General features: G+C 55.6%; 9 protein-coding genes, 1 tRNA gene, 1 pseudogene and 1 other annotated feature. Of the genes and pseudogenes, 9 read left to right on the top strand and 2 right to left on the bottom strand.

What is annotated here, in order from left to right:
- From VAE48_RS17545 to rplL, 9 genes and pseudogenes are all read left to right on the top strand, one after another.
- Positions 1–77, top strand: a pseudogene (locus VAE48_RS17545) (elongation factor Tu); the annotation flags it as partial.
- Positions 78–118: 41 nt separating this feature from the next.
- Complete coding sequence (rpmG, locus tag VAE48_RS13300; protein ID WP_416181048.1) at positions 119–289, top strand: 50S ribosomal protein L33; 171 nt, start codon at positions 119–121, stop codon at positions 287–289.
- Between the two features lie 54 nt (positions 290–343).
- Positions 344–416, top strand: a tRNA-Trp gene (locus VAE48_RS13295).
- Positions 417–512: 96 nt separating this feature from the next.
- Positions 513–761: a preprotein translocase subunit SecE gene (gene secE / locus VAE48_RS13290; RefSeq protein ID WP_322793815.1), complete on the top strand. Its 249-nt coding sequence runs from the start codon at positions 513–515 to the stop codon at positions 759–761.
- Positions 762–797: 36 nt separating this feature from the next.
- Entirely contained in the window at positions 798–1496 is a 699-nt protein-coding gene (gene nusG / locus VAE48_RS13285; RefSeq protein WP_416181047.1) for a transcription termination/antitermination protein NusG, read from the top strand.
- 88 nt (positions 1497–1584) lie between these two features.
- Entirely contained in the window at positions 1585–2010 is a 426-nt protein-coding gene (gene rplK / locus VAE48_RS13280; protein WP_322793814.1) for a 50S ribosomal protein L11, read from the top strand.
- Positions 2011–2061: 51 nt separating this feature from the next.
- Positions 2062–2781 (top strand): 50S ribosomal protein L1, encoded by a 720-nt coding sequence (gene rplA / locus VAE48_RS13275; RefSeq protein WP_322793813.1) that lies wholly within the window; start codon positions 2062–2064, stop codon positions 2779–2781.
- Positions 2782–2808: 27 nt separating this feature from the next.
- Positions 2809–2965, top strand: a sequence feature (ribosomal protein L10 leader region).
- Positions 2966–2982: 17 nt separating this feature from the next.
- Entirely contained in the window at positions 2983–3516 is a 534-nt protein-coding gene (rplJ, locus tag VAE48_RS13270) for a 50S ribosomal protein L10 (RefSeq protein WP_322793812.1), read from the top strand.
- An 80-nt stretch (positions 3517–3596) separates the two neighbouring features.
- Positions 3597–3977, top strand: coding sequence for a 50S ribosomal protein L7/L12 (gene rplL, locus VAE48_RS13265; RefSeq protein ID WP_322793811.1), 381 nt, complete (start codon positions 3597–3599; stop codon positions 3975–3977).
- 64 nt (positions 3978–4041) lie between these two features.
- Here the strand turns inward: rplL and lexA are convergent, their stop codons facing one another.
- Together lexA and VAE48_RS13255 are read right to left on the bottom strand one after the other, a co-directional pair.
- The gene (gene lexA, locus VAE48_RS13260; RefSeq protein ID WP_322793810.1) at positions 4042–4755 is read right to left on the bottom strand and encodes a transcriptional repressor LexA; all 714 of its coding nucleotides are present in this window, start codon (positions 4753–4755) and stop codon (positions 4042–4044) included.
- Between the two features lie 114 nt (positions 4756–4869).
- Positions 4870–5528: ABC transporter ATP-binding protein (locus VAE48_RS13255; protein WP_322793809.1), on the bottom strand; the 659-nt coding region annotated here is incomplete at its 5' end.

Below are 5528 nucleotides of genomic sequence, written 5' to 3'. Positions count from 1 at the left end.
AGCAGGGTTCGAAATTCGCCATTCGCGAAGGCGGTTTGACCGTCGGCGCGGGTGTGATTACCAAGATTCTGGACTGAGAAGGAGCGTCGGCTTAACTCAATAGGCCGCAAGTGAAAGTATGGCATCTAAGAAGAAAGATATTCGCCCGGTGATTACTCTGGCGTGTTCGGATTGCAAAGAGCGCAACTATACCTCCGAGAAGAATCGCCGCAACGATCCGGGGCGTCTGGAATTGAGCAAATACTGCCCGCGCTGCCGCAAGCACACGCTTCACCGCGAAACGAAGTAGGGTATAATTGGGGTGAGGCAGATGCAAGCGCAACAGACTGCCTCACCTTTCTGTAGGCCAGTAGCTCAATTGGCAGAGCACCGGTCTCCAAAACCGGGGGTTGTGGGTTCGACTCCTGCCTGGCCTGCCTCATTCCGGGCAACGCCCTTTCCGCCCCGCCGCAGTTTTTGGAGGGAAATCAGCAGGAAAGCGGCGTTTTAGCCTGAATAAGAAGGAGTTTTGTGTGGCTGAGAAAACCGAAAAAAGCAAACAGGTTGAAAAAAGCAAACAGGCTGAAAAGAGCAAACAGCCCAACCGGCTGGTGCGCTTTTGGCGCGAAACCATCGGTGAACTGCGCAAAGTCAACTGGCCGACCACACAGGAAGCCTGGCGTTTGACCAAAATTGTGCTGGTGGTGATGGGTTTGATGGCCATCTTTTTAGGTTTGCTGGATTACGTTTTCTCGGCTTTAATCGGTTTATTGTTGGGATAATACGCCGGACAACCAGCCGCGAAGGAGTAGATGGGAATGCAGGATGCGTATGACGAAATGAAAGACCCTGAGGAAGAGCAGGAACAAAAACCGCTACCTCAACCGCAGCCGGAGGTCAAAAAGACCACCGGCTCGACAGGCGCATCCCGTGCTGCTGCGCAACCATCGGCTCCGGAAGAGGAACTCCCTACCTTTGAAGAACCGGGTACCGAACAGCGGGCCTGGTATGTGGTGCATTGCTACTCTGGATACGAAAACAAAGTGCGCCACAACCTCGAACAACGCATCGAAACGATGGGGATGAAAGACAAAATTTTTGATGTGGTCATCCCCACCCAGGAAGAAATTGAGGTTAAAGACGGCAAGCGGCGCACCGTCGAACGCCATGTGTTTCCCGGTTATGTGCTGGTCAACATGATTATGACCGAAGAGTCCTGGTACGTGGTGCGCAACACACCGGGTGTGACCGGTTTTGTGGGCATGGGCAATCAGCCCACCCCGCTGCGCCCCGAAGAGGTGGCTCAAATCCTCAAGCGCATGGAAGCGGAAGCGCCGCATGTCAAAGTCACCTTCAAGGTGGGCGAGCGCGTACGGATTGTAGATGGCCCGTTCAACGATTTTCGCGGAACGGTGGCGGAAATTGACCAGGAGCGCAATAAGGTGCGGGTGATGGTCAATTTCTTTGGACGAGAAACCCCTGTGGAGCTGGATTTTCTGCAGGTAGAAAAAGCTTAAATGATGCAGGTAAATCCTCGGCGACGAGGATTGTTTGTGGGAGGGTGCTCCCCAAACCACCCGTTATAACCACGAAGGAGTAGAAAAAGTGGCAAAGAAACTAAAAGCAGTCGTAAGGTTACAGTTGGTTGCCGGAAAAGCAAATCCGGCTCCGCCGGTTGGCCCTGCCCTCGCCGGGCATGGGATCAACATCATGGCATTCTGCAAGGAATACAACGCCCGCACCCAAAACCGGGCTGGCGAAGTCATCCCTGCGGAAATCACCGTCTATACCGATGGTTCCTTCACCTTCATTTTGAAATCGCCCCCGGCGGCGGTGCTGCTCAAAAAAGCAGCCGGCGTTGAAAAGGGTTCGGCGGTGCCCAACCGCACCAAGGTGGGTAAAGTAACCCGCGCTCAAGTTCGGGAAATTGCCGAGATCAAAATGAAAGATATGAACGCAGTGGACATCGAAGATGCGATGCGTCAGATCGAAGGAACCGCCCGCAATATGGGCATTCAGGTCGTAGATTAAGCAAAAGTGGGAGGGCGGTTGACTGCCCGTTAGCACCACGAAGGAGAAATCATGGCAAAGCACGGAAAGAAATACCTCGCCGCCAGTGCAAAAATTGCTCCCGGCCAGTCCTACTCGCCTGAGGAAGCGCTTGCTCTGGCAAAAGAAACTTCGATTACCAAATTTGATGCGACGGTTGAAGTTCACCTGCGCATGGGTCTGGACCCGCGTCAGGCCGATCAGCAGGTGCGCGATGTGGTTGTCCTGCCGCACGGCCTGGGCAAGACAGTCCGCGTGCTGGTCTTTGCGCAAGGTGAAGGGGCTGAAAAAGCCAAAGAAGCCGGTGCCGATTACATTGCCGACAGCGACGAATGGATCACCAAGATTCAAAACGGCTTCACCGATTTTGATGTGGCGATTGCCACGCCGGATATGATGAGCAAAGCCGGCCGGTTGGGGCGTGTGCTCGGCCCGCGCGGGTTGATGCCAAATCCCAAAGCCGGTACCGTAGTTCCGCCAGATGACCTGCCGCGCGTGATTCAGGAAGCCAAAGCCGGCCGCGTGGAGTTCCGCCTGGACAAGACGGCCAACATCCATGTGCCGATTGGCAAGGTGTCTTTTGATACCGAAAAACTGTACAACAACATGGCGGCGCTGATGGATGCGATCAAAAAAGCCAAACCGGCTGCCGCCAAGGGTTCCTACATCCGCAAGGTGACGGTCACCACCACCATGGGGCCCGGCATCCGTGTGGATGCGGTTCAGGCTCAAAACATGTCTACGAAGGAGTGAAACAGGTAAACCACCTGATTCCCTAAAAAGTGAATATTCCCTGCACCGTTGAAAGCAGGTGCCCCGCAAGGGGCTTAATATCCCGCCGAGGTGAGGACTTTTCCGAGAAATCTATACTGCCTTCTGGCAGTGGTTAAAAGTCTTTGCCCGGCACGCGCAGGGCAAAGACTTTTATCTTAAAAGAAAGGAGGTGAATCCTCGTTGGCGTTCACAAAACAGCACAAGAATAAGATGGTGGCGCAGTATGTGGAATGGCTGCGGCAAAGCCAGGGTGTGTTTGTCCTCAATTACAGCAAGATGACCATGAAGGAGATTGATACCCTGCGGGCCAAAGCGCGCGAAGCCGGCGCCGAGCTGCACGTCGTCAAGAATACCCTGATGAAACTGGCGCTCGATGAAGTCGGCATTCAGGACAAAGCCGTATTCGATGGCGCTTCACTGGTGGGTTTTGCGTTCAGTGATGCACCAGCGCTTGCCAAGGTACTCAGTGATGCAACGGCCAAATCCGAGATCTTTGCGATCAAGGGCGGGTATCTGGGCAACCAGCCGCTTTCGCCTGCACAGGTCAAAGCACTGGCCGACCTGCCGCCGCTGCCGGTCATGCGCGCCATGCTGCTGGGCACCATCTCGGCGCCGGCCACCAAACTGGTGCGGACGATTGCCGAGCCTGCCCGTGGTCTTGCGGCAGTCATCAAAGCCTACTCTGAAAAGGGTGCTGCCCCGGCTGCTGCCTGATGCGTTGTTCATCCACCTGTCAAAACAGGAAAATTTCATCAATCGAAAACAAACACACTTTTTTGTAAGGAGAATTTGAAATGGCTGATCTGGAAAAATTGGTTGAAGAACTCGGCAAACTGTCGGTTCTGGAAGCCGCTGAACTGGTAAAAATGCTGGAAGAAAAATGGGGCGTTTCCGCCGCCGCTCCGGTTGCTGCTGTGGCTGCTGCTCCTGCGGCTGCTGCCGCCGCTGAACCGGTGGAAGAAAAGACCGAATTCGATGTAGTGCTCAAGGATGCCGGCCCCAAGAAGATTGAAACCATCAAGGTCATCCGCCAGTTGACCAACCTCGGTCTGGTGGAAGCCAAGACCATGGCGGAAACTGCCGGCGCCAAGGTGCTGAGCGGGGTTGGCAAAGAAGCCGCCAACGATGCCAAGGCCAAACTGGAAGCCGCTGGCGCAGTCGTCGAAGTCGTCTAATCCGCGGTTCTACGTCCAACATCAAAAACCCCCCGTTTTACAGGCGGGGGGTTTTGCTTTCTGCTCAGGCAGCTACCGATTTGACCTGGCGGATGACCATGACCACTTTGCCCATGATGCGCAGGTGTGCCGGATTTTCGATGTAGATGGGGCCCATGGTCGGGTTGGCGGGCTGCAGGCGGATGCGGTCTTTCTCTTTGTAGAAGTACTTGAGGGTGGTTTCGTCGCGGTCGTCCAGCCACACGGCAACCATGTCGCCGTTGTTGGCTTCCTGTGCGCGGCGCAGAATGATGGTATCGCCGTCGTTGACCATGGCGTCAATCATGGAGTCTCCCTGAACTTCCAGGGCAAAGAGTTCTTCCGGCCGTTCGCGGGCGGGTAGCAAACTGCGGGCGATTTCCACGCTGGATTCCGGGTCGAAGTAGGCCAGATCGGAGGGGGGTACCGGAATCGGCTCGCTGGCGACGATTCGCCCCAATACCGGAATGGGGACGACATCCTCCAGCTGCCGGACGGCTTTGACGGCGCGGTTGAGCAGCCGTTCGGCCGGTTCCAGCACGCGAATCGAACGGGACACACGGTTATCCCGCGAGATGAAGCCCATCTGTTCCAGTTGGGTCAGATAATAATCCACCAGGGAGGTGGATTTGACGTTGATGCTATCCCCAATTTCTCGAATGGAAGGGGAGTAGCCGTTTTCCTCTTGAAAGCGGGTGAGGAAGTCCAGTATTTTACGGTGACGTTCACTTAAACCCTGGCTGCGTCTCGCCATCATCATGCTGCCACTCCTTTTTGAAAGAAAAGACCGATGCTTTATCTAAAATTTTTCGACCATTTGTACTATTATAATACACGAACAATTGTTCTGTGTCAATAGTTTTTCTCGAAAAATTCAAGCAATTGCGGCCTTTAATTTTCGCGAGAGTTTTCCAAACGCGGCGGTATAGCGCATGTCATCGCTGCGCGGGCGGGGCAGGGGAACGCGGAAGTCCAGCGCCAGCCGGCCGGGACGGGGCGTCAGTACCAGCACACGGTCGGAAAGCAGCAGCGCCTCGGAAATGGAGTGGGTCACCATCAGGACGGTTTTCTGGCGCGCCTGCCACAGATTCAATAACTCGCTGCCCATGCGTTCGCGGGTCAGCGCATCCAGCGAGCCAAACGGTTCATCCAGCAGCAGTAAATCCGGGTCTTGAATCAGGGCGCGGGCAATTGCAACCCGCTGCGCCATGCCGCCCGAAAGATCGCGCGGAAAGACTTCTTCAAAGCCCTTCAGGCCGATCAGTTCGATCAATTCCTGGGCCTGCTGGCGCGCCTGAGCGCGGGGTATGCCCTGCAATTCCAGCGGCAGGGTAATGTTTTCGATGGCGGTGCGCCAGGGCATCAGGTTGGCTTGCTGAAACACGTAACCGATACGGGGCGGCTTGCCGTTCGGGTAGCAGATTTCGCCGGCGCTGGGCGGCAGCAGGCCGGCCAGAACGCGCAGCAGAGTGCTCTTGCCGCTGCCGGAAGGGCCGAGGATGCAGACAAATTCCTGCGGTTGTACCGAGAAGG

This window comes from Bellilinea sp. (assembly GCF_034432615.1).
GTDB lineage: Bacteria > Chloroflexota > Anaerolineae > Anaerolineales > Anaerolineaceae > Bellilinea.
The sequence above is the reverse complement of the archived record's forward strand: the minus strand, read 5'-3'. Positions and strand labels throughout refer to the sequence as shown.